The sequence below is a fragment of the Pseudofrankia coriaricola genome, from assembly GCF_032027725.1.
In the GTDB taxonomy this organism is placed as follows: domain Bacteria; phylum Actinomycetota; class Actinomycetes; order Frankiales; family Frankiaceae; genus Pseudofrankia.
Map to the genome: position 1 here is coordinate 73,483 of NZ_JASNFO010000031.1, position 19,573 is coordinate 93,055.

The window sequence follows — 19,573 nt, forward strand, 5'->3', positions numbered from 1 at the left end:
CGTTTGCCGACCACGCCACTTGTCCGCTACGGTCATCATCGTTCGATCACCATTCGATCGAACGACACGGATCGAACGACCGGACGAGGAGTCGACGTGGCGAACGCGACGGCAGAGGCGGACACGCTGTGGACGCCCGAGCGGGTGCGTGGCCTGGGGGTTCGAACGGATCTCCGGACCGCGTGCAACGTGATCGGCATTGGCGAGAGCGTTGGCTACCGCATGGCGAAGAGGGGAACCTTCCCGGTTCCCTTGATCAAGGTTGGCCGCAACTACGTCGTGCCGGTCGCGCGCCTTCTGGAGCTGCTCGGCATCGATGTGGCGCCAGCGGCATGACCCTGGACGCGAAACCGCCCGGTGAGCGACGGACTCACCGGGCGGCATCAAACGGTCAGGCGGGCGGCCAGACGCACGATCAGGGTACCGCTGTCGTCCTCGACTTCGTAGACGCCCAGCGGCGTCGGGCCTCCCGGCTCGCGTGGGAGCACCTGTGCCGCGCCGGGCTCGCCAACGAGATCAGCCGTCGCGTCCTGTTCGGCGATGACCGGCGGGGGGTCGCGTGAGCGCTGCTGACGAGGCCGCTGTCATCCACGCCGAGCGGGCGGTCCTCGGCGAGCTGATGTACGCCGACCCGACGACGCTGGTACGGATCACTGGCCAGCTAGGCGATGGTGAGGACTTCTGGCGCCCGTCGCATCGGGCGATCTTTGAGGCGATCACTTTCCTGTGGAACGTCCGGGACGTCCCACCCGACCCGGCCGCCGTGCGCGAGGAGCTCGCACGCCGTGCCGCCGAGCAAGGGGCCACGCCCAGCTACGGAGTCGAGCCGACCTACCTGTCCGACCTGATCAACGCGGGCCGCCCGGGGATCGACGTCGGCAAGTACGTCAGACAGATCACCGAGGCCGGCGACCGGCGTCGGACGGCCGAGGCCCTGGCGCACGCCGCGGAACGGATCGGCAAGGGCGCCGACGTCGACCAGGTGGCCGCCGGGGTCTCCCGTGTGCTGGCCGCGCGCGGCCAGCGGGACCAGGACCAGGGCGCGCCGCCGGCGCGGTTGCCCGACTATCCGGTCAAGGCCATGTCGGTCGGGCCGCTCGGCGACCTGATCGCCAAGGCCACGTCGACCGGCTTGCCGGCCGCACTCGTCGGCGGGGCCGGGCTCGGCATCGCGGCCATCTGCACGATGCCGGCCGTGATCCAGCCGAAGTTGGACGCACCGGACTGGGCCGAACGGCCGGCGCTGTGGGTATCGCTGTTCGCGCCCCGCACGGGTGGCAAGTCGCCTGCTCTGCGGATCGCGCGCGCCCCGCTGGACGCGATCGAGCGGTCCGCCTACGACCAGTGGCGCGCCGAACGCGACGCCTGGGAGGCCCTGGCGCCCAAGGAGCAGAAGCAGACGCCCACTCCGATCGAACGTCGCTGGACGGTCGACGACGTGTCCATAGAGCGGGTGTTGCGGATGCTGGACGCCACCAACGGCCGCGTCGGCGCGCTCGTCGACGAGCTACAGACCCACCTCGCCGGGATGACCCGCTACCGGGCCAACGGCGACGGCGGAAACCAGGCTCGGTGGCTGTCGATCTGGGACGGCGGCGCGGTCCGCTACGACCGGGTGACCGGCGGGGCATCACTGCGGATCGACCAGCCGACCGTGCCCATCGTCGGCGGGCTACAGCCCCACCTCGTCGCCATGCTCGGTGACGACGAGTCCGGCGCCCGCGCCCGCTGGCTGCCGCACTGCTCGCCGGGCGTCGTGTCCGCCGAGCCGGCGCCGACGTCAGAGGACTGGGCGACGTGGGTCGACAAGGCGGCCACTAACGGCACCACCCGTACCTGGTACCTCGACGACTCGACGTACCGGGTGTGGCGGGCCGCCGTCGCTCGGTGGAAGGCGCTCTCCGTCGCGGTCGGGACCGGGTCCGCCGCGGCCGGCGCCGCGGGCAAGGGCGACCGGCAGTCGCTACGCGTCGCCCTGGTGCTCGCCGAACTCACCGCCCCCGGCAAGGGCGGCCCGATCCCACCGGAAGCCATGACCGGCGCCGTGGCGCTCGTCGACTACGCCATCGGCGTCTGGGATGTGCTCGGCGGATCGGCCGAGACGCTGGCGACGTCGCGGCGGGAGGAGACCCTCCTCCGCGCAGCCGACCGGCTTGCCGCGTGGGTCGCCGAGCGGGGCGGGCGGGTGACCCGCCGGGAGATCGTGCGCGCCACGCCCTGCGGCATCCGGACCAAGAGCCAGCTCGACACGGTGCTCGCCGAGTACCGCCAGCTCTACCCGGGCGCGGTCCGCGACGAGGCGCCACCCGGTGGCGGGCGGGTTGCCACGGTCGTCTACGCGCCCCGGGACCCACGTCTGAGCGTCCACCACTCGGGCGTTGTCGGCACTGCCGACATCGGCGGTACACACCATCAAGACAGACCGACAACGGATGACATCAGTGCAGGTCAGGGCGCTACATCCGGTCCAACAGAGATCGTAACGGTGTCGGCAACCTCCCGTGCCGACATCGGTGCCGACATCGCGAATGGCCACCGGCGGCAACTGCTCTCCGGACTGATGGCCTCATGACCGCCCCACCGCCCACGCCCGCGGATGTGGCCGCCGCCAGCGCCTCCCGCGTGGCCGAGCAGATCGCCGCGGCCCGCCGTCGGCGGGAGGCGCGGGACGAGTTCCAAGCCGCGCACCGACGGCGCCGGGAGTACGGGAAGCGCCGGCTGCACGCCGCGAAGCTCGCGCGGCTGGACGTGACCAGCAGTAGTCAGCGAGAGGGGGCGGGGGCATGAGCGCCGACCCCGCGCGCCAGGCCGAGCGGACTGCCGCGGCGCGCCTCGTTCGCCGGATGGTGACCGACCCGGCCGCCCGGCGCGAGGTGCTGGAGGCGCTCGGGCTGGCGCCGTACTCCGATCCACGGGCGGCCGGGTACCAGGCGCTGGCGCGGGCGATCGCCGAGGCCAGCGAGCCGGCCGCCCATTCCTGAGCATGTGCGGAGCAACTATCCTGATATTGATCGACTTAGGGCGGCGGGCATGACGGGCGACTTCGACGGGGGCACCGAGAGCGGTGTCGACCTGACGCGCGCCCTGTCCGCCGACGAGCGGACCGCGCTGTTCGCCGCGCTGGAGGCGGACGACCACCAGGGCGCGCTGCAGCTGCTCGCGACGGCCGAGGCGCGCACGGGGCACGTGAACAACCCCGAGGGCAACGAGCCGGCGCTGAAGGCCTACTGGCTCACGGGTGAGGGTGGCCGGCGGATTCGCTGGCGGACCAAGGGCGCGTTCACGCGCTGTGTGGCCGAGGTGGAAGCCACCGAGGCGCGCAACCACCTGACCGACATCAAGGGCTTCTGCGCCCAGCTCTACCACGACGCGAACGGCCGCTGGCCGGGCCCGCTGGGTGCCAAGAAGGCGAACAAGAAGGAGGGCGGGCTGGTGACGGCGCTGGACGAGAGGGCCACCGAGGCGGCCGACAGTTTCGACGGGCGGGTGCTGGAGGCGCGCGCCGCGGCGGCCGACGGCGGGCGGGTGTTCCGGGTGGAGGTGATCCGGGCGGGCCGGTCGCGCAACGGCCGTGACTACCCGCTGGGCGTGCTGGAGGCCGCGGCGCCGCTGTACGAGGGCGCGCAGGTCTACGACGGGCACCGTGATGACGGCGCGCTGCGTTCGTCCGCCGTGGCGGGTCTGGTCGGCTACCTGTCCGGGGTGACCGCGACCAGCGCCGGGCTGGAGGCGGATCTCCATCTGCTCCCGTCGGCCGCGCGGGTCGCCGAGGCGCTCGACGTCGCCCTCGGCCTGGCCGCCGGTGGCCGCGCCACCCCGTTCGTGGGGCTGTCCCACGACGTGATGGCGACGTTCCGGCCCGGCCCGGACGGCACCCAGGAAGCCACCACGATCACGGCCGTGAACTCCGTGGACGTCGTCGCGGTCCCGGCCGCCGGTGGACGCCCAGTACGCGCCGTGGCCGGTGGTACCGACGCTCCGGTGGTGGAGTTCCACGACCGGACGACGGCCCGCGGACAGGCCCTCATCGCGTCCGAGACGGCCGCGCGGCGGCTACCGGCAGTAGTCGCTGACCATGTCGCGGCAAGCCTGCCGCAGCAGTTCACCGAGGCGGACCTGACCGCCCGGCTTGACCTTGCCTTGGACGCCCGCGCGGCGGCCGAGGCCATCCCGGATGGAGTGGGGCCCGTGGGCGGCACACAAGTGACGGATGAGCGGGACCGCAAGGTGGCCGCGCTGGATGCGTTCTGGGACACCTCGCCGGGCCGGTCCGCGGTGGCGTACCGGTCGCTGACGGAGGCGTACCTCGACATCGAACGGCCGAAGCTGGACTTCCTGTCGGGCGGGGACGTCTCGCGCCGGGTGCTCGGCGCCGGCGGCTACGACTCGGCCCGGTCGACGGAGTCGCTGCTCTCGACCAGCTGGGCGCAGGTGCTCGGCGACAGCGTCGCCCGGCGGGTGGTGGCCGAGTACGGCGCGGTGCCGCAGTACGCCGACTGGCGCCAGCTGTGCAGCAGCATGGCCACGGGCGTGGACTTCCGCACCCAGCGCCGGACCCGCTTCGGTGGCTACGGCCTGCTCCCCTCGGTCAGCGAGGCACAGCCGTACGCGCCGCTCACCTCGCCCGGCGATGAGGAGGCGACGTACGCCGCGGTCAAGCGCGGCGGTACCGAGGACCTGACGTGGGAGATGATCCGCAACGACGACATGGACGCCGTGCGGCGCATCCCGCGCCGGCTCGGCCGGTCGGCCGCGATCACGCTGTACCGGTTCGTCTTCGACTTCTTCGCGTCCAACATCACCTGCACGTACGACAGCACGGCGCTGTTCGACGCCGGCCACGCGAACACCGACACGTCCTCCGCGCTCAGCTCGGGCACGCTGGACGTCGGCCGGCGCAAGATGCGCTCCCAGAGCGCCTACGGCGACGCGGTGGACCTGCTCTCGCTGGTGCCGCGGTTCCTGCTCGTGCCCAACGAGCTGGAGCTGATCGCGTGGCAGATCAGCACGTCGCTGGTCGTCGTCCCGTCCGGCGGGTCCGCGGGGCCGACCGACATCCCCAACCTGCACCGCGGGCTCACCCCGGTCGTCGTGGACTACTGGACCGACGACAACGACTGGTTCCTGGTCGCCGACCCCGCCCAGGCGCCCACGTTCGAGCTCGGCTTCGTCGGCCCGACCGACCAGCCGGAGCTGTTCACCCAGAGCGACCCGAACCAGGGCTCGATGTTCGACGCCGACATCCTGACCTACAAGATCCGCCACGTGTACGGCGGCACGTGGATCGACCACCGGTCCGCGTACCGCGGCCAGGGCTGAGAGGGGCCATCATGGGCGCGCTCAAGACCACCCGCGGCGAGCTGGTCAGGTCGTTCTACGTGCCGGGGCAGGGGACCGCCGGCACCGAGGACGACTGGCCGCTGTGGGTCCCCGAGCTCAACGTCAAGGTGACGGCGGTCCGGTGGGTACCGGCCGCGGGGATCACCGCGAACGCCACCAACTTCTTCATCCTCCAGCTGCTCAACGTGGCAGTGGTCGTGGCGTCGCGGTCGTACGCGGCCACCGACAGCGTGGCGCTCACCCCGGAGGCGATGACGCTGTCCGGCACCGCGGCCAACCTGCTCGTCGACGCGGGCGACGTGCTGGTCGCGCACAAGGAGACGGGCGGTGGCGGCTCGGGCCTGGCGATGCCGGACGGCCTGATCCAGGTGCACTACCAGCTGACGGGGGGCTGACGTGGACAGTCCGCTGTACGGGGTCGCGTGGCCGCGCCTGTGGACGTCGCTGGTCGACGCGGCCGACGTCGTCACGCTGGACCGGGCGCAGACGCTCGCGCGCGTCACGGCCGTGCCGGCTCGGCTGGCCGCCTTCATCGCCGCGGTCAACGACGCGGGCCCTGCCCCCGTCGCCGAGGCGCTCGTCGGGGCGGGGCTGACCGAGGCCGAGGCCGCCGATGTGGCGGGGTGGCTCGCATCGGTGGGGTGGGCAACGGAGCGGGGGCTATTCCACGCGGCCGGGCTGCCCGTGGACGTCTCGGCACCACCCGTCCCAGCTGAGCCCTGGCCTGGGCTGCCGACCGATCCTGCCGCGTGTCAGCGGGTGCTGGACGTCGTCACGCGGGCGTAGGTCAAGACACCGTCCGTCCTGCAGCCCAGGCGCATCTCGCAACTGGGCTGCAGGGCCAAGCCCACCCACCACCACCCGTGGCCAGGGCCTGGGCATGGTGGACGAGCATCGTCACTGCCTTCAGTCACTCAGCGTTCGTGTAGCTCAGAGTGACATCGCTGATGTTGCGTTGCGTGAGCGGATTCGAGTGCTCAGCGTGATGGTTCGCGACGTTGTGTGGAGCGTCGCGCCCCGGGAGGGCCCGGGGGGTCACATCCGTTTGAGGGCGGGTGGCACGACGCCTGATAGGCTTCTCGCACCGTGCGCGGGTCTGGGATCATGGTCTGGCCACGCTCTGTGACCGTCGGGCAAGATCGAATGCCTGCTACGCTCCGTTACTCGTGACCGAGCGTGACCAGTGCAAGATCGGCAACGGCTACGCGGCGTGATGATCGTTGGCCGTGACTCCGCGTGAGGCGCCGGCCGGCGACGCTGGCGGCCGGCGCCAGCTCATGCCGGCGCGGGCGCCTCGTCCTCGGGTGCGTCCTCGGGAACGTCCGCCGTCGGGTCGATGGCCATCACCTCGACGCGGACCTGGCCGGGCTCATCGTCGCCGGCCGGTACGGGCTGCGAGACGGACCGCACGTCCAGCGTCAGGTTCAACGTGTCGACCGCCATCTCGATCTCGTCCGACGTGCCCGTGATCCGGATCTTCACCGGTCACCGTCGGGCACGTCGGGCTTGGGGCCCCAGCCCAGCTCCCGCCGCACACGCTGGACGCCCTGCTCGCCGAGCAGGACGCCGTCGTCGGTGTAGGGGATGGCGGAGGTGAAGTCCCAGTCAGGCTCGGGCTCGGGCAGCTCGGCAGGCTCGCCCGGACCGGGCTCAGGCGTGGATGATGTGCCCATACGGCGCCCTCCGACGGCGTCGTGGCTCCCCTCGCGGGGGCCGAGGCCCGCTCCGGGGTGACCGCCCCGGACGGGCCTTTCTCTTTGTGGCCGGTCCGTGACGTTACACGCGGGGTTCCTGGGTGCCAATCCCCAGGGTGGAACCCCACAGGGTGCGAGTGGTGGCCCGGCTCATCTCGATCTCCGACGTCGCGGAACTGCTGGTACCGACGTCGCCGACGGGCACGGTGTCCAGGGAGCGCGCGGACCAGATCAGCCGCCGCCCGTCGTTCCCGGCGCCGGAGCAGGTGGGGCGGACCGGCCGCCTGTGGGATGAGGACAAGGTCAAGGCGTGGATCGCCGAGCATCGCCAGCCAGCAGCCCCGCCGCCGGCCGATGACGATGACGGGCCCGCCTAGCACCCCTGCCGCTAGGCCTAGCAGCGCCGCTAGCGGCCCGCGGCCAGGCCGACCTGCGAACTAGCGCCTAGCGGGTTAGGTGCGGCCGGGGCGGGTTAGGTCCGTAACCCGGCGAGTGAGGTACCCCCCGCGCCCGCTGACCTGCGCGAGTTAGGCGAGTTAGGTCCCAGGACGGGGGTTAGGTGGGCCGGTCCCGAGAGACCCGATGACCCGATTTCCGCTGTGCCGCAGCCGGACCTAACCCGATGCCAGACCCGATGCATCGGGACCGCATCGGGTCTGCATCGGGACCGCCAGGGCCCCAGGGAGGGAGTCGCCGACGACGGCTGCCGGGCTAACCCGGCACCTGCCGGCACCTGCCGGCAGGGTGACTCCCTCGCCTCCCTGGTGGCGTTTGCGCAGGTCACCCCAGGGAGGCAGGACAGGGAGGCGCGTAGGGAGAACTCCCGGCGACCCGGGAGCCTCCCTGGACGCGCCACCGGCCCGCCCCGACGTGCGGGACGGGCCGGTGGGCTGGGGTGCTACTCGGCGCTCTCGGGTGTGGGTCTCGTCGTCAGGGCCAGCCGGTACGTGGCCTCGCACGCGCGTGCGAGCCGCTCGCACGCGAGGGGCGACAGGCCCTCCGGCGACCCGCCAGCGATCGGCCCGGTCATCCCCTCGCGCTCGTAGTCGGCCGCCGAGTCCCGCGCGAGCAGGCCCATGGCGATCTCGTACGTCATCTCGGCCAGGACGGCGAGCAGCTGCACGGACTCGTCGCTGAGCGTCTCGAAGTCGATGACGTCACCCACCATCACGGCGACCCTCCCGAAGTCGCCGAGAACCGACAGGCGCCGCTCGACGTCGTCACCGGACAGGACGGCCGCCGGGCTGCCCGTCATCGGGCGTCGCCGCGCGCGGCCGCCTCGAGGCCGCTCTGCTCGAGCTGCGCGGCCGCCGGCTTGGCGGTGCCATCAAGGTGCGCCCGGGCGGCCCGGCCGGCGAGATCCGCGCGCAGCCCGAGGGCCCGCGCCCGGTGGTTCGCCGCCCGGTCGGGGAGGTCGCACCGCTCCAGCAGCTCGGCGAACTTCTCCTCGTCCGCGACCTTGGCCGCCATGACCTCGTCGTGGGACGGCTGCTCGTGGCGGACGGCGATCAGCGCGAGCAGGTCGCGGATCGACGCCTGCCCGCGGTCGGACGCCGTGTCCAGGTCGCCGGACAGGATCCGGCTCAGCACGTACTCACAGGCGCCGATGACGTGGCCGTTTCGCGCGACGATCGCCGTGCCGGTAACGGCCAGCCGCTGGCGCGCCGCATCCAGCTCTGCGGCCGTCAGCTCCGGGGCGCTCACGCGGTCACCGTCACGGTGAGCTCCACGCCAGCGACCGGCGCCAGCCAGACCATGCCGTGCTCGTTCGCGAGCCGCACGTCGACGATGCGGTCCGTGCCGTTCATCCGCCGCAGCGCCGCGCGGATCTCGGCGACGGTGCAGGGGAGCGCCAGGTCGACGCGGTGCCCGGCGACCGCCGCCGGCCGCTCCGCCGGGGGCTCAGCCGGCGCGGTGGCCGGCTCTGGGATCGTGTTGGTCATGGTGCGGGACCTCCGCGGGTCTCGTTCCTAGGGTCCGTTCCGGTGTTTGCCCACCGGGCGGGCCCGTCCTATTGGGTAGTACCCAAGGCCATTGGGTAGTGCACAAGGTACGGGACTCTTGGGGACTGCGCAAGTACCATGTGATGCGTGGGAATCCCGAAGCTCTGGACGTCCAAGGACATCGCCGCGCGCCTGGACGTCAGCTCCGAACGGGTGCGCCAGCTCTCGCACCGCGACGACTTCCCACCGCCCGTCGGCGAGGTGGGGCACATCCGCGTCTGGTCCGAGGAAGACGTCGAACAGTGGATCTCCGAGAAGCGACCAGGCCAAGCCGGGAAGTGATCTCTCCGTGGACACGGCGTGGACACATGCGCGCCGGCTAAAGGTGTCGAACGGTGTCGAACGGTGTCGATCAGGAACCGCGCTGACCAGCATCGATGACGATGAGTAACGATCGACAGTGACCCGCATCGACGGGAATCGCTACTTCCGCTTCTGACGCGGCGGTCGCGGGGCGTCACGCCGAATCAGGCCCGGCAGACCAGCGGGGAGGTCAAATCGGCCGAGGAAACTGTTCGTGTCGCTGATGGAGACGATGCGTAGCGGCGTGGCAGGCTCGTGGGCCGTGGACACCCAGGTGGACGAGACGCCGGCCGGGTACGTCGGCACGAGGGATGCCCGCGAGCACGGCCCGTCGCGACGTCCCCCGGCACCAGCACCGCCGGGATCGCCGGCCCCTCCACCGGAGCTGGCGGCGGTGGCGGCGGGCTCGTCGCCGCGGGTCGTATCCGCTCGGCGCGCGTTCGCGCTGGTCACACTGTCGCTGGCCACCGTGGCACTGCTGCGCGCACCGGCCGCGGTCCACGCCGGCGAGGGAATGCCGCCGGGCACGACTCGAGAGGTTGTTCTAGCCCTCGCCCGTCCGCTCGCGACCGTCACCCACCCGCTCGGCCTTGACTGGCCGAGCGAGCGGTTTTCGGCATTGTTCGGGCACGGCGGCCCGGCCACCCCCACCGAGCTGGTCACCGCCGCGGGCCGGGAGAAGCCGGGGGCCACGATGACCGGGCCGCGGGTGGCCGGCAACGGACAGACCACGCCCGCGCCGGTCGAGCCTGCTCCGGTTCGGGTCCCAACGACCGCCGACCCGCTGCGCGTCCTCGTCACCGGCGACTCGCTCACCGAGTCGCTGGGCCCGACGATCACCAACTCCGCGCCGGCCACCGTGCGAGCGCAGACCGACACCCGGTTCGGCACCGGCCTCGTTCGTCCTGACTTCTTCGACTGGGCGAGTCACGCCCGCGCACAGATCGCGGCCCGTGACCCGGAGGTCGTCGTCGTGGCCCTCGGCGCCAACGACGGCCAGGGCATCACCCTGCCCGACGGCACGATCCTGCCGGCCGGGTCACCGGGGTGGGCTGACGAGTACCGGCGCCGCGCCCTCGTCGTGCTCCGGATCTGGACGGATGACGGCAGGCGCCGGGTGTACTGGGCCAGCCTGCCGCCGGCGCGCTCCGGCCGCCTCGACGGCTACTTCCGCCAGCTCAACGCCGCGGTGGCGGACGCCGCCCGCCAGGTGCCCGGCGCCACGTTCCTGGACCTGGCGCCCGAACTGACCAATCGGGGCCACTACAGCGACTATCTACGCGACTCGGCCGGCCACACCGTGCTCGCCAGGACCCGCGACGGTGTCCATTACACGCTGGATGGCTCCCGGATCGTCGCCTCCCCGATCCTCGCGGCACTCACCGCCGACTATCACCTGACCACACCAGTACCCGGCGGCAGCGGGTAGCGAACTGCACTGTCAACGGCCGCGAGCGGCGGCGAAGCCGAATCCGGCACCGTCGAGGTCGGCACGGGCCGCGGTCACGACCTGGTAGGCCTCGGCGACGAGCTGGGAGCGCCGGGCCGAGTCGAGGCCGGGCCGGCCGAGCAGGCCGAGCAGGTCCTCCGCGAGGACAGTCGCCTGGTCTGCGAGGCCATGGGGAGCAAGCGGCGGTGGCTGCGCGCCGTCGGGGGCCGCGGAGCCCGCCGCCCGACCCAGGCGGGCCAGCTCGCGGGAGAACGCGGCGGTCCGCTCCGCCCGGGTGCCACCGGCGGCGGCGCGCACGTCCCAGGATGCGGGGCTCCAGCTCCGGAGGCGGTCCAGCAGCCAGTTGAGCTCACGGGTCAGATCCCGGGCCAGGCCCTGGACCGATTCCGACATCCAGGCACCTTACCTGACGAGGACGACGCCGGGTCTTGCTCTACGGTTCGCCATGATGCACCCTCCCTTCATGGTCCGTTGACTACGGGTTCAGCTCAGGAGGCGCGCATGTCTCAGTTTCGCTCCGTCCAGACACCGCAGACCCACCAGAGTCTCATCCAGCGCCTTCCGAAGGTCACCGGCCACGATCTAGCTCACTGGCTCGCGCGTATCGAGGATGGCCCAGGCCTGCTGCGGGTCCCGGAGCGTGTCAACTGGCTGCGCGACGAGTACAACCTCCCGCACTGCTACGCCGCCGCGCTCGTCCACGAGTCCGACAGGCGCCGCCGCGCTATCTGGGTCGGCCTCCACCCCGCGCCGGCGGTTGGGGGCGCTGCGCGCCCCGACCGCGGGCCTGGGGACCGGGTCCTCCCTGCCGGAGCGGCGACAGACCGGCCACCCGCCAGGTCTCTGCCGGAACGGCGACAGACCGCTATCCGCCAGGTCCACGGTGGGCGCGCCCGCCGTCACTCCGTCCCATGGGCATTCACGGTTCTGACTGTCAGGCGACGCCGTCGACGCAACCCCGGTCCGGCAAGACGCCAGCGCAACCCGACCACCACCCGTGACAGCGCATTGGCGCACCGCCAACGCATCCCAGCTCCGAACCCCGACCCACACCGGCCCCGGCCGTACACATCAGCCCCGGGACCAGGCGGGGAGGGCGCCCTAGGCGCCCGACATGCGCCGCAGCGGGGCGGTCGCGCAAGCGACCTTCCCCGCTAGCGCCGCAGCTTTGAGAGGAGGCGGAGCATCTCCAGATAGACCCAGAGGAAGCCGATGAGCAGGCCGTACGCGGCCCGCCAGGCCTCCACGCGCGGCGCCCTGGCCGCCACCGCCCGTTCGATGTAGTCGAAGTCGAGGATGAACTGCAGGCTGGCGAACACCAGGACCACCAGGCTGAACAGGATCCCCAGCGGGGTGGCGTCGTTCATCACCGGCAGCTGGCTACTGCTCGTGAGCCGCAGCACGAGGTCGATCAGGCTCAGCACGATGACGGCGGACAGCACCGCGCCGACGACTCGCGCCATCCGCGGCGTCGCCCGAATGCGCCGGCTGCGGTAGGCGAGCAGCATGGCCGTGAAGATCACGCCCGTACCGAGTAGCGCCTGCGGGATGATCCCCGAGTAGGCCGACTCGTACGTCCGGGACAGACCGCCGGCGCCGATGCCGGCCAGCACCGCGAACGCGATCACCAAGGGCGGCGTCGCTCGCCCGCTGAACCCGATCACCAGGCTCAGGACGAACCCGGCGATGCCGGCACCCGCGACCAGACCGGGCGAGCCTGGGACGAGCAGCCAGCCGATGGCCCCGCCGACGCCCGCCACCCCGAACAGCCCGAGGGTGTGCATGATGACGTCGTCGATGGTGAGCCCGCTCGGCTGCCGGTAGACCCGCGCCAGGTCCTCCGGCGTCGGTGCCCCGGGCATCCCGTTCCGCGGGTCCGGCGGCCAGCTGACCTCATCCCGCCCGGCCGGCGCCGAACGCATCCGGGTGAAGACCGGGTTACTTGATCGAATTATCGCCATGTCGGCTCGCCGCCCCTTCGTGCTGGCCACCGAGCGGCGCCCTGCCACCCCGCGCGCCGGCGCGTGCCCCACACGCCGACCAACACTCCCCGCAAACAATAAACGTCATCCCGCATCGGCCGGTTCCCCCATCGCGCCAGCCCGCCGAGGGGCACACTCGCCCGGCGCGCGGAGCCAATCCATCAGGTCCTCCGCGTGGGATCCGGACACCCGCTCGCGTCCACGCGAAGCAGGCAGGGCGCGCACAGGCACCCAGAGCCGCACAGGCACCCAGAGCTACAGAACGGCCACGACAACGCGCGCCAGAAGCACAAAGAGCCCCACAGTCAAGCAATACAAGAAACCCCAGCAAGCGCGCGACCGAAGGGGGATCCAAGGGGGCGAAGCCCCCTTGGCGCGGGGTCCGGGGCTCGGCCCCGGGGCAATATCGCGGCCCTTGGCGAAGCCGCCGAAGGCGGCGAGCATGGAACGCCTGGCTCGTGCCGGTGGTCGGAGTCGAACCGACACTCGAGCTGTTTTTAGGACAGCCTCCTCTACCTGTTGGGATACACCGGCTCGTCTACATCGCTGATATTTCTACCACGCTACGTAGGTTCTGGGAATAACACAACGTGGAGAAATCACCCGGACGGCGGACGGATGGGGCAGCCGTCACCCTTCGTGACGTTAGGGTGAGCAACGCGCGGACAGATCGGTGCGGACCGTCATAGAAAGTCGCATGGTCATCACACGGCGGTCATGCCTTCGGCCTACTTCCGATAGGCCGATATGTCCGTTCTGGGATGGCGCCCGTCCCCGACGATGCCGCGCCCGCAACGGCTTCCGCCACGCTGTCATACCGGGCCGGCCGGCCCTCCCCCGGTGACGGCCGCCCTGGTCCTGGCCGGAGGAGCGGCGGGGGCCGAAGCGGGTGGCGCGGCGATCGCGCGGCGGAACTCGGCCCGCGGGTCGGCGAACGAGCCGAGGGAGACGATCTCCCGCTTGAAGAAGAGGGACAGAGTCCAGTCGGCCATCACCCGGGCCTTGCGATTGAAGGTCGGCAGGCGGCTGAGGTGGTAGGTCCGGTGCATGAACCAGGCTGGCCACCCGCGCAGTTTGATGCCATAGACGTCGGCCACGCCGCGGTGCAGGCCGAGCGAGGCCACACTGCCGGCGTACCTGTGCTCGTAGGGCTCGATCGGCTCGCGGCGCAGGTGGGCCACCAGATTCTCGGCGAGCCTGCGTGCCTGCCGGACGGCATGCTGGGCCGATGGGCCGGTGGTCGCGCCCGGTGGCCCGGTCAGGTCGGGCACGGCGGCGCAGTCGCCCGCGGTCCAGGCGTCCGCGACCCCCTCGACCTGAAGGAAGGCATTGGCCTGCAACCTGCCTCGCTCGTCGAGGGGCAGGTCGGTGTGGCCGAGCACGGGGTTGGCGCGCACGCCGGCGGTCCACACGATCGTGTCGGAGTCGAACGCGGTGCCGTCGTCGAGTTCGACGTGACCATTCACCAGGCTCGTGACGCGCCGGCCGAGCCGGACCTCGATCCCCCGGTGCTCGAGTTGTTTGACGGTATAAAGCCCCATGGCCGGCGAGACCTCGGGGAGAATACGGTCGGTCGCCTCGACGAGCACCCACCGCAGGTCCCCCGGACCAATGTCCGAATAATAGGCGCACGCATAACGCGACATGTCCTCGAGTTCTGCGAGCGCCTCGATTCCCGCGTATCCACCACCGATGAAGACGAAAGTAAGCGCGCGCGTGCGCTCGGCGGGGTCGCGCGTCGACGCCGCGGCGTCGAGCCGGTTTATCACCTTGTTTCGCAGGTAAATAGCCTCGGCGACCGACTTGAATCCGACGCCGAGATCCGCGAGCCCGGGAATCGGCAGCGTGCGGGCGACCGAGCCGGGCGCCATCACCAGGATGTCGTAGCCGAGTTCGTACTCGTCACCGCCGACGGTACGGACCGTGGCGACGCGATGCGTGTGCGCGACACTGGTGACCCGGCCACTGACCACCTCGCACCCACGAAGCACCTTACGCAGCGGGACAACCACATGCCGTGGCTCCAGGTTGCCGGCGGCCGCCTCCGGCAAGAAGGGCTGGTAGGTCATGTAGGAGTTGGGCTCGACGACGGTCACCATCGCCTCACCTCGCCGCAGCCGGCGCTGCAGCCGCAGGGCTGTGTACATCCCGACGTAACCACCGCCGACGACGAGGATGCGTGGCGCCCGACCAAATGCCATGGGAAAGCGGTACCCGCGACGCCAACTCGTACGCCCCGCGGGCGAGGCGCGCCGGGCGTACCCCTCCCCGCCGAAGCCGTCCAGACGTGACGTGCACCACGAATACGTCATTTGACTACCCGGCTATGACGTAGGAGACACCGGTGATTTGGGCCACGACCGGGCAGGCCGAGCGCCCCATAGTGGCATGACACCGGGGCAATTCGGATGGCCGGCCGGCCTCTTGCGAACTGTTTGCGCACTTATCGGCTCCCTGGCCCAGCCCAGGACGTCAGCGGCGGGCGTCGTCCCCCGGAGGCAGGCCGGCGTGCCGGGCGGCGGCGGACAGCACGTCCTCGAGCATCTCGGCCGTGACCCGGCCGGTGAAGGTGTTCTGCTGGCTCGGGTGGTAGCAGCCGAGCAGCAGCGGCCCGGCTGGCAGCTCGATGCGGGTGCCGTGGCCGAAGGCGGGACGGCGGGCAGGCAGCGGGTAGCCCGCGGCCTGCAGCGCCGGCCAGAGCGCCTGCCAGGCGAAGCCGCCGAGCACCACCACGGCGCGCAGTGCCGGGCGGGTGAGCTCCAGCTCGCGGACCAGCCAGGGCCGGCAGGCATCCCGCTCGGCGGGCGTCGGCTTGTTGACCGGTGGCGCGCAGCGCACCGCCGCCGTGATCCTCGTCGCCACCATGCGCTGGCCGTCGCCCGCCGACGTGGACGTCGGGAGGATGGCCAGGCCCGCCCGATGCAGCGCCGCGAACAGCCAGTCGCCACTGCGGTCACCGGTGAAGATCCGGCCCGTGCGGTTGCCGCCGTGCGCGGCCGGGGCGAGGCCCACCAGGAGCACGCGCGCGTCCGGCGGCCCGAACGAGGGCATCGGCCGGCCCCAGTACGGCTCCGTGGCGTACGCGGCGCGGCGGATCCTCGCGACCTCCTCGCGCCACGCGACCAGCCGCGGGCAGGCCCGGCAGACCGACGCGCACGCGTCGACCTCAGCCACGTCCGGCGCCGTCGCCGCCAGTCGGGCGACGTCCTCGGCCGACCGCGCCACCGGTGTCGCCGCCGTCGCCGGGTCGCCAGGCCAGCCGGTCCCCGGCGGTACCGGCCCGCGCGGCCCCGGCTTCTCGGTGGGCACGGCCGGGTGCCCTGCCGGGCGCTTCGGGCTCGTCAGGGCACCCGAGCGAGGGAGAACGCGATGCCGTCGAGGATGTCGCGCTCGCTGGCCACCACCGCCGGCAGCCCCGCCCGCTCCATGAGCGTGCGCAGCACCAGCGCGCCAGCGGCGATGACGTCGACCCGGCCGGGGTGCATGACCGCGAGCGCGGCCCGCTCGGAGTGCGTCATCGCCAGCAGCTTGCCGGTCACCTCCGCGACCGCCTCGGCCGGTGTGGACAGCAGGTGGATCCGTTCGGAGTCGTACTCGGGCAGGTCGGCGGCGAGCGCCGCGACGGTGGTGACCGTGCCGGCGACCCCGACGAGCGTCGCCGCCGCACGGATCGGCACCACCTGTTCGGCCAGGTCGAGGGCGGCGTGGACGTCGGCGACGATCGCCGCGGCCTCGGCCGGGTCGGGCGGGTCGGAGCGGAAGTGGCGCTCGGCCATCCGGACGCAGCCGACGTTGACCGACCGGGCGGCGAGTACCCCGGAGGCGTCTCCGAGAACCAGCTCGGTGGAGCCGCCGCCGATGTCGGCGACCAGGATGGGCGTCCGGGCGTCCGGAAGCTCCGCGGCGGCGCCGGCGTAGGACAGTGCCGCCTCCTCGTCGCCGCTGATCACCTCGGGGTCGGTCCCGAGGATCGCCCGCACCCCGTCGACCAGCTCGGCGCGGTTGCGCGCGTCCCGGGTCGCGCTGGTGGCGACCATCCGCACCCGGGTGGCACCCAGCCGGTCGATCTCGGCGGCGTAGTCGCGCAGCGCGGCGAAGGTGCGCTCCAGCGCCTCGGGGGCGAGCTCGCCGGTACGGTCCACCCCGGCGCCGAGCCGGACGATCTCCATCCGGCGGGTCAGCTCGCGCAGCCGCGGCCCGGCCGTGCGCCCCGGGCCGTCGCCGGGCTCGATGTCGGCGACCAGCAGCCGGATCGAATTGGTACCGCAGTCGATGGCGGCGACGCGGCTCATCCGGCCGCTCCCTTCTCGTCCTTGTCGTCCTCTGACGGGCCAGGCGGCGGCTCGACGCAGGGGCCGCGGGCGCCCCAGTCGCCGGCGGCGGACAGCGCCTCGTCGCCGAACGGGTTCACCCCGGGCCCCGCCGCCAGGCTGTGCGCGGCGAGCACGTGCAGGCACTTGACCCGGTCCGGCATGCCGCCGGCGCCCGGGTCGCCCGGGAGCTCGCCCAGCGCGTCCCGGCGGGCGAGGTAGTCCACGTGGGCGGCGCGGTAGGCGGCGGCAAGCCTCGGGTCCTCGCCAAGGCGGGCCGTCATCTCCCGCATCACCCCCGCCCCCTCCAGCCGGGAGATCGCGGCTGCGGCCCGCGGGCAGGTCAGGTAGTACAGCGTCGGGAACGGTGCGCCGTCCTCCAGCCGGGGCGCCGTCTCGACCACGTCGGGCAGCCCGCAGGAGCAGCGGTGCGCGACCCGCCGCACCGCTCTCGGCCGCCGCCCGAGCTGCCGCTCGACGACGTCAAGGTCCAGACCACCGGCCGCTTCCTGCCCGACCCCATCACTCACCGGCCCACCACCCCAGCCTCTCACCGACCCGCAACCAGCCCAGCACAGCCAGGTATACCGACCAGCACCAACTCAGGCGCCACTGGTGACGGCGCACCAGCGCAGTGCCAACCCGGCCACGTCCCCGACCTGGAACCAGCTCGACCACCCGTCATAAGCCCGGACCCGGAACCACGCAAGGAGGGCGCTCAGCGCCCGACAGGCGGCGCCCGGCGGCGGGCGCGAAGCGTCCGGCCGCGGGACCGCCTCAGCGCTCGTTCGCCTGGGACCAGAGCTGGCTGTACCAGGCGTCGTCGGGGCTCGACCGCCCGCGCCCGTCCGTCGCCGCCGGGCTCGGCGGCGGCGCGACGGGCACCAGGTAGGTCTTCTCCCCCGGCTTCACGTAGTGCAGCCTGCGGCGTGCCTCGTCCTCGACCCAGCTGTCGTCGCCGTACTTCGAGACCGTCTCGCGCAACGCGTCGACGCGTGCCTGCGCCGCCGCGTTCTGCTTGGCGAGCGCGGCGATCTCCGCCTGCTGCTGCAGGTAGAGCCGCAGCGGGTAGGCGAGCGTCAGCACGAGCACACAGATCACCACGGCGAGCAGCGTGGCGCGGGTGGAGAGCGTCGTCCGCCGGGGCAGGCGCGGCATGGCGGCTGGTCAGCCGGTTCCGCGGCTCAGCCGGCCGCGCGCCGCGGGAACGCGCCCGCGCCGGCGTAGCGCGCCGCCGCGTCGAGCGCCTCCTCGATCCGCAGGAGCTGGTTGTACTTGGCGACTCGCTCGCTGCGGGCCGGAGCGCCGGTCTTGATCTGTCCGCTGCCCACGGCGACAGCGAGGTCCGCGATCGTCGTGTCCTCGGTCTCCCCGGACCGGTGCGACATCATCGTCCGGTAGCCGGAGCGGTGCGCGAGGTCGACGGCGTCGAGCGTCTCCGTCAGGGTGCCGATCTGGTTGACTTTGACGAGCAGCGCGTTCGCCGCGCCGGCCGCGATGCCGCGGGCGAGGCGCTCGGGGTTGGTGACGAACAGGTCGTCGCCGACGAGCTGGACCTTGGCGCCGAGCCGGCTGGTAATCGCCTGCCAGCCCTCCCAGTCGTCCTCGGCCAGCGGGTCCTCGATCGAGACGATCGGGTAGGACGCCACCAGCTCGGCGTAGTAGTCGGTCAGCTGCTCGGCGGTCTTGTCGGTGCCCTCGAACCGGTAGGCGCCGTCCTGGAAGAACTCGGTACTGGCGACGTCGAGCGCGAGAGCGATGTCGTCGCCGACGGTGAAGCCGGCCTTCTGGATCGCCTCGGCGATCAGGTCCAGGGCCTCGCGGTTGGTCGGCAGGCTTGGGGCGAAGCCGCCCTCGTCGCCGACGCCGGTGGACAGGCCCCGCCCCTTGAGGACGCTCTTGAGCGAGTGGTAGACCTCGGTGCCCCAGCGCAGCGCCTCGGCGAACGTGCTCGCGCCGATCGGCGCGACCATGAACTCCTGGATGTCGACATTGGTGTCCGCGTGCGCGCCGCCGTTGAGGATGTTCAGCATCGGCACCGGGAGCAGGTGCGCGCTCGGGCCGCCGACGTAGCGGAACAGTGGCAGGTTGCTCGACTTGGCGGCGGCCTTGGCGACCGCGAGGCTCACGCCGAGGATCGCGTTCGCGCCGAGGCCCGACTTGTCCGGGGTGCCGTCGAGGTCGATCAGGGTTGCGTCGATCAGCCGCTGGTCGGTCGCGTCCAGGCCGAGGTCGATCAGCGCCGGGCCGATCCGGTCGATGACCGCCTCGACGGCCTTGGTCACGCCCTTGCCTCCGTAACGGTCATCACCGTCACGCAGTTCGACCGCCTCGAAGGCGCCGGTGCTCGCCCCGCTGGGCACCGCGGCGCGGGCCTCCGTGCCGTCGTCGAGCAGGACCTCGACCTCGACGGTGGGATTGCCACGCGAGTCAAGGATCTCGCGGGCGGCTACATCCTCGATGGACGGCACGGATCCTCCATTGGTCAGAG

General features: G+C 72.2%; 24 protein-coding genes, 1 tRNA gene and 1 pseudogene. 12 read left to right on the forward strand and 14 right to left on the reverse strand.

The window, feature by feature from the left end:
• Positions 1–96: 96 nt before the first annotated feature.
• Genes QOZ89_RS17110 through QOZ89_RS17145 form a run of 8 tightly spaced genes read left to right on the forward strand, consistent with a single transcriptional unit; the run spans position 97 to position 6,126 of the window.
• Positions 97–336: a DNA-binding protein gene (locus QOZ89_RS17110; RefSeq protein WP_312624195.1), complete on the forward strand. Its 240-nt coding sequence runs from the start codon at positions 97–99 to the stop codon at positions 334–336.
• Positions 333–563 (forward strand): hypothetical protein, encoded by a 231-nt coding sequence (locus QOZ89_RS17115; protein WP_312624196.1) that lies wholly within the window; start codon positions 333–335, stop codon positions 561–563. Before QOZ89_RS17110 ends, QOZ89_RS17115 begins: the two co-directional genes overlap by 4 nt.
• The gene (locus QOZ89_RS17120) at positions 560–2,572 is read left to right on the forward strand and encodes a DUF3987 domain-containing protein (RefSeq protein ID WP_312624197.1); all 2,013 of its coding nucleotides are present in this window, start codon (positions 560–562) and stop codon (positions 2,570–2,572) included. The genes QOZ89_RS17115 and QOZ89_RS17120 overlap by 4 nt, the downstream gene beginning before the upstream one ends.
• Positions 2,569–2,787 (forward strand): hypothetical protein, encoded by a 219-nt coding sequence (locus tag QOZ89_RS17125; protein ID WP_312624198.1) that lies wholly within the window; start codon positions 2,569–2,571, stop codon positions 2,785–2,787. Before QOZ89_RS17120 ends, QOZ89_RS17125 begins: the two co-directional genes overlap by 4 nt.
• The gene (locus tag QOZ89_RS17130) at positions 2,784–2,981 is read left to right on the forward strand and encodes a hypothetical protein (RefSeq protein ID WP_312624199.1); all 198 of its coding nucleotides are present in this window, start codon (positions 2,784–2,786) and stop codon (positions 2,979–2,981) included. The genes QOZ89_RS17125 and QOZ89_RS17130 overlap by 4 nt, the downstream gene beginning before the upstream one ends.
• A 49-nt stretch (positions 2,982–3,030) precedes the next feature.
• Complete coding sequence (locus tag QOZ89_RS17135; RefSeq protein WP_312624200.1) at positions 3,031–5,319, forward strand: phage major capsid protein; 2,289 nt, start codon at positions 3,031–3,033, stop codon at positions 5,317–5,319.
• An 11-nt stretch (positions 5,320–5,330) separates the two neighbouring features.
• Positions 5,331–5,735: a hypothetical protein gene (locus QOZ89_RS17140; protein WP_312624201.1), complete on the forward strand. Its 405-nt coding sequence runs from the start codon at positions 5,331–5,333 to the stop codon at positions 5,733–5,735.
• A gap of 1 nt (position 5,736) precedes the next feature.
• On the forward strand, positions 5,737–6,126 hold the full coding sequence (locus tag QOZ89_RS17145; protein ID WP_312624202.1) for a hypothetical protein: 390 nt from the start codon (positions 5,737–5,739) through the stop codon (positions 6,124–6,126).
• Positions 6,127–6,615: 489 nt separating this feature from the next.
• Here the strand turns inward: QOZ89_RS17145 and QOZ89_RS17150 are convergent, their stop codons facing one another.
• Together QOZ89_RS17150 and QOZ89_RS17155 are read right to left on the reverse strand one after the other, a co-directional pair.
• Complete coding sequence (locus QOZ89_RS17150) at positions 6,616–6,822, reverse strand: hypothetical protein (RefSeq protein WP_312624203.1); 207 nt, start codon at positions 6,820–6,822, stop codon at positions 6,616–6,618.
• Entirely contained in the window at positions 6,819–7,013 is a 195-nt protein-coding gene (locus tag QOZ89_RS17155) for a hypothetical protein (protein ID WP_312624204.1), read from the reverse strand. The genes QOZ89_RS17150 and QOZ89_RS17155 overlap by 4 nt, the downstream gene beginning before the upstream one ends.
• 161 nt (positions 7,014–7,174) lie before the next feature.
• Between QOZ89_RS17155 and QOZ89_RS17160 the strand changes: the two genes are divergently transcribed.
• Complete coding sequence (locus QOZ89_RS17160; protein ID WP_312624205.1) at positions 7,175–7,411, forward strand: hypothetical protein; 237 nt, start codon at positions 7,175–7,177, stop codon at positions 7,409–7,411.
• A 521-nt stretch (positions 7,412–7,932) separates the two neighbouring features.
• On the opposite strand, the gene QOZ89_RS17165 is transcribed toward QOZ89_RS17160, so the two are convergent.
• The 3 genes from QOZ89_RS17165 to QOZ89_RS17175 are packed head-to-tail and all read right to left on the reverse strand — an operon-like array spanning position 7,933 to position 8,977.
• Entirely contained in the window at positions 7,933–8,289 is a 357-nt protein-coding gene (locus tag QOZ89_RS17165) for a hypothetical protein (protein WP_312624206.1), read from the reverse strand.
• Entirely contained in the window at positions 8,286–8,738 is a 453-nt protein-coding gene (locus QOZ89_RS17170) for a hypothetical protein (RefSeq protein ID WP_312624207.1), read from the reverse strand. Before QOZ89_RS17170 ends, QOZ89_RS17165 begins: the two co-directional genes overlap by 4 nt.
• Entirely contained in the window at positions 8,735–8,977 is a 243-nt protein-coding gene (locus QOZ89_RS17175; protein WP_312624208.1) for a hypothetical protein, read from the reverse strand. Before QOZ89_RS17175 ends, QOZ89_RS17170 begins: the two co-directional genes overlap by 4 nt.
• Positions 8,978–9,124: 147 nt before the next feature.
• Between QOZ89_RS17175 and QOZ89_RS17180 the strand changes: the two genes are divergently transcribed.
• Positions 9,125–9,319 (forward strand): helix-turn-helix transcriptional regulator, encoded by a 195-nt coding sequence (locus tag QOZ89_RS17180; protein ID WP_312624209.1) that lies wholly within the window; start codon positions 9,125–9,127, stop codon positions 9,317–9,319.
• Between the two features lie 235 nt (positions 9,320–9,554).
• Positions 9,555–10,769 (forward strand): SGNH/GDSL hydrolase family protein, encoded by a 1,215-nt coding sequence (locus QOZ89_RS17185; RefSeq protein WP_397428793.1) that lies wholly within the window; start codon positions 9,555–9,557, stop codon positions 10,767–10,769.
• A gap of 12 nt (positions 10,770–10,781) precedes the next feature.
• On the opposite strand, the gene QOZ89_RS17190 is transcribed toward QOZ89_RS17185, so the two are convergent.
• Entirely contained in the window at positions 10,782–11,183 is a 402-nt protein-coding gene (locus QOZ89_RS17190; protein ID WP_312624210.1) for a hypothetical protein, read from the reverse strand.
• A gap of 108 nt (positions 11,184–11,291) precedes the next feature.
• Here QOZ89_RS17190 and QOZ89_RS17195 point away from each other — a divergent pair.
• Positions 11,292–11,525 (forward strand): annotated as a pseudogene (locus tag QOZ89_RS17195) (DUF4287 domain-containing protein); the annotation flags it as partial.
• A gap of 419 nt (positions 11,526–11,944) precedes the next feature.
• Here the strand turns inward: QOZ89_RS17195 and QOZ89_RS17200 are convergent.
• The 8 genes from QOZ89_RS17200 to eno form a co-directional block, all read right to left on the reverse strand.
• Positions 11,945–12,751 (reverse strand): Bax inhibitor-1/YccA family protein, encoded by an 807-nt coding sequence (locus QOZ89_RS17200; protein WP_071051462.1) that lies wholly within the window; start codon positions 12,749–12,751, stop codon positions 11,945–11,947.
• A gap of 480 nt (positions 12,752–13,231) precedes the next feature.
• Positions 13,232–13,306, reverse strand: a tRNA-Leu gene (locus tag QOZ89_RS17205).
• A 278-nt stretch (positions 13,307–13,584) separates the two neighbouring features.
• The gene (locus QOZ89_RS17210) at positions 13,585–14,973 is read right to left on the reverse strand and encodes an NAD(P)/FAD-dependent oxidoreductase (RefSeq protein ID WP_083419331.1); all 1,389 of its coding nucleotides are present in this window, start codon (positions 14,971–14,973) and stop codon (positions 13,585–13,587) included.
• Positions 14,974–15,244: 271 nt separating this feature from the next.
• Positions 15,245–16,081, reverse strand: coding sequence for a uracil-DNA glycosylase (locus tag QOZ89_RS17215; RefSeq protein WP_071051463.1), 837 nt, complete (start codon positions 16,079–16,081; stop codon positions 15,245–15,247).
• Positions 16,082–16,113: 32 nt separating this feature from the next.
• Positions 16,114–17,064, reverse strand: coding sequence for a Ppx/GppA phosphatase family protein (locus QOZ89_RS17220; RefSeq protein WP_071051464.1), 951 nt, complete (start codon positions 17,062–17,064; stop codon positions 16,114–16,116).
• Positions 17,061–17,612, reverse strand: a complete 552-nt coding sequence (locus tag QOZ89_RS17225) for a DUF501 domain-containing protein (RefSeq protein ID WP_071051465.1) — start codon at positions 17,610–17,612, stop codon at positions 17,061–17,063. The genes QOZ89_RS17220 and QOZ89_RS17225 overlap by 4 nt, the downstream gene beginning before the upstream one ends.
• Positions 17,613–17,859: 247 nt before the next feature.
• Entirely contained in the window at positions 17,860–18,240 is a 381-nt protein-coding gene (locus tag QOZ89_RS17230) for an FtsB family cell division protein (RefSeq protein WP_071051466.1), read from the reverse strand.
• 26 nt (positions 18,241–18,266) lie between these two features.
• On the reverse strand, positions 18,267–19,553 hold the full coding sequence (gene eno, locus QOZ89_RS17235; protein WP_071051467.1) for a phosphopyruvate hydratase: 1,287 nt from the start codon (positions 19,551–19,553) through the stop codon (positions 18,267–18,269).
• Positions 19,554–19,573: the final 20 nt, after the last annotated feature.

What these genes read in the sequence shown, in the direction of transcription:
- QOZ89_RS17200 (WP_071051462.1), bottom strand. Translation starts at nt 12,751, where the DNA reads ATGGCGATAATTCGATCAAGTAACCCGGTCTTCACCCGGATGCGTTCG.
- QOZ89_RS17115 (WP_312624196.1), top strand. Translation starts at nt 333, where the DNA reads ATGACCCTGGACGCGAAACCGCCCGGTGAGCGACGGACTCACCGGGCG.
- QOZ89_RS17130 (WP_312624199.1), top strand. Translation starts at nt 2,784, where the DNA reads ATGAGCGCCGACCCCGCGCGCCAGGCCGAGCGGACTGCCGCGGCGCGC.
- QOZ89_RS17175 (WP_312624208.1), bottom strand. Translation starts at nt 8,977, where the DNA reads ATGACCAACACGATCCCAGAGCCGGCCACCGCGCCGGCTGAGCCCCCG.
- QOZ89_RS17210 (WP_083419331.1), bottom strand. Translation starts at nt 14,973, where the DNA reads ATGGCATTTGGTCGGGCGCCACGCATCCTCGTCGTCGGCGGTGGTTAC.
- QOZ89_RS17135 (WP_312624200.1), top strand. Translation starts at nt 3,031, where the DNA reads ATGACGGGCGACTTCGACGGGGGCACCGAGAGCGGTGTCGACCTGACG.
- QOZ89_RS17165 (WP_312624206.1), bottom strand. Translation starts at nt 8,289, where the DNA reads ATGACGGGCAGCCCGGCGGCCGTCCTGTCCGGTGACGACGTCGAGCGG.
- QOZ89_RS17220 (WP_071051464.1), bottom strand. Translation starts at nt 17,064, where the DNA reads ATGAGCCGCGTCGCCGCCATCGACTGCGGTACCAATTCGATCCGGCTG.
- QOZ89_RS17230 (WP_071051466.1), bottom strand. Translation starts at nt 18,240, where the DNA reads ATGCCGCGCCTGCCCCGGCGGACGACGCTCTCCACCCGCGCCACGCTG.
- QOZ89_RS17190 (WP_312624210.1), bottom strand. Translation starts at nt 11,183, where the DNA reads ATGTCGGAATCGGTCCAGGGCCTGGCCCGGGATCTGACCCGTGAGCTC.
- QOZ89_RS17140 (WP_312624201.1), top strand. Translation starts at nt 5,331, where the DNA reads ATGGGCGCGCTCAAGACCACCCGCGGCGAGCTGGTCAGGTCGTTCTAC.
- QOZ89_RS17125 (WP_312624198.1), top strand. Translation starts at nt 2,569, where the DNA reads ATGACCGCCCCACCGCCCACGCCCGCGGATGTGGCCGCCGCCAGCGCC.
- QOZ89_RS17155 (WP_312624204.1), bottom strand. Translation starts at nt 7,013, where the DNA reads ATGGGCACATCATCCACGCCTGAGCCCGGTCCGGGCGAGCCTGCCGAG.